This is a genomic window from Bacillus sp. LR--39 (assembly GCF_053613335.1).
In genome coordinates this window covers 1-635 of sequence record NZ_JBSIOT010001090.1, presented here as the reverse complement: position 1 = coordinate 635, position 635 = coordinate 1, and the positions used below count along the sequence as shown (strand labels likewise).

General features: G+C 52.1%; 1 protein-coding gene. It reads right to left on the bottom strand.

Translation table 11 applies throughout. From position 1 onward, the window contains the following. On the bottom strand, positions 1-592 hold a 592-nt coding region (locus ACWHAR_RS28630), incomplete at its 3' end, for a molybdopterin-dependent oxidoreductase (RefSeq protein ID WP_452088642.1). Positions 593-635 lie beyond the last annotated feature (43 nt).

Here is a 635-nt window from a genome sequence, read left to right as displayed (position 1 = left end):
AGATCCGCGAGGCGTTGTCAATGTTGTTTGTGCCGATAAACCGCGCCGCTTTTGCGGCCGTATAGTACACCTCATTCGTTATGCCTCTGGCTGTTAAATAAAAGGCGAGCTGCCGTTTATCAATCGATTTGATTTTGTCCGCGATTCGGCTGAGCGCTTCATCCCACGAAATTCTCGAGAACGATCGTTCACCATTTTTTCTCGACAGCGGATAGGGGATGCGTCCAAGCTTTCTCAGCTCGGTGCTGTCCAGCTTTCGCAGCTGTTCGATGTCGGCGGACAGCCATTTGTCCTCGATCGCAGGCATTGTATTTAAGCGCAGGACGTTCAGCCGCGTCGTGCATAAATGAGGGCCTGTGAGCGTCTGATCGCGGAGTCCGGACACACCGAGCGCACAGCCGTCGCACACGCCTTGCGTCAAAATTCTGTAGGCGTACGGAAGGTTGTCTTTATTGTCCCACGCTGTTTTCATCGTATCTCTGATATGCTTCGGCTTTACCTTTCCGAGTCCCATCGGCGCCCAAGACGCCCACAGTTTTGGCGCGGGCTTTTTATTCAGCTTCATCGGACCTTGATGCTTTGTTTTTCCCATTCCCTTCTCTCCTTTCCAGCGGATACTGCAGATCATCCTTTTA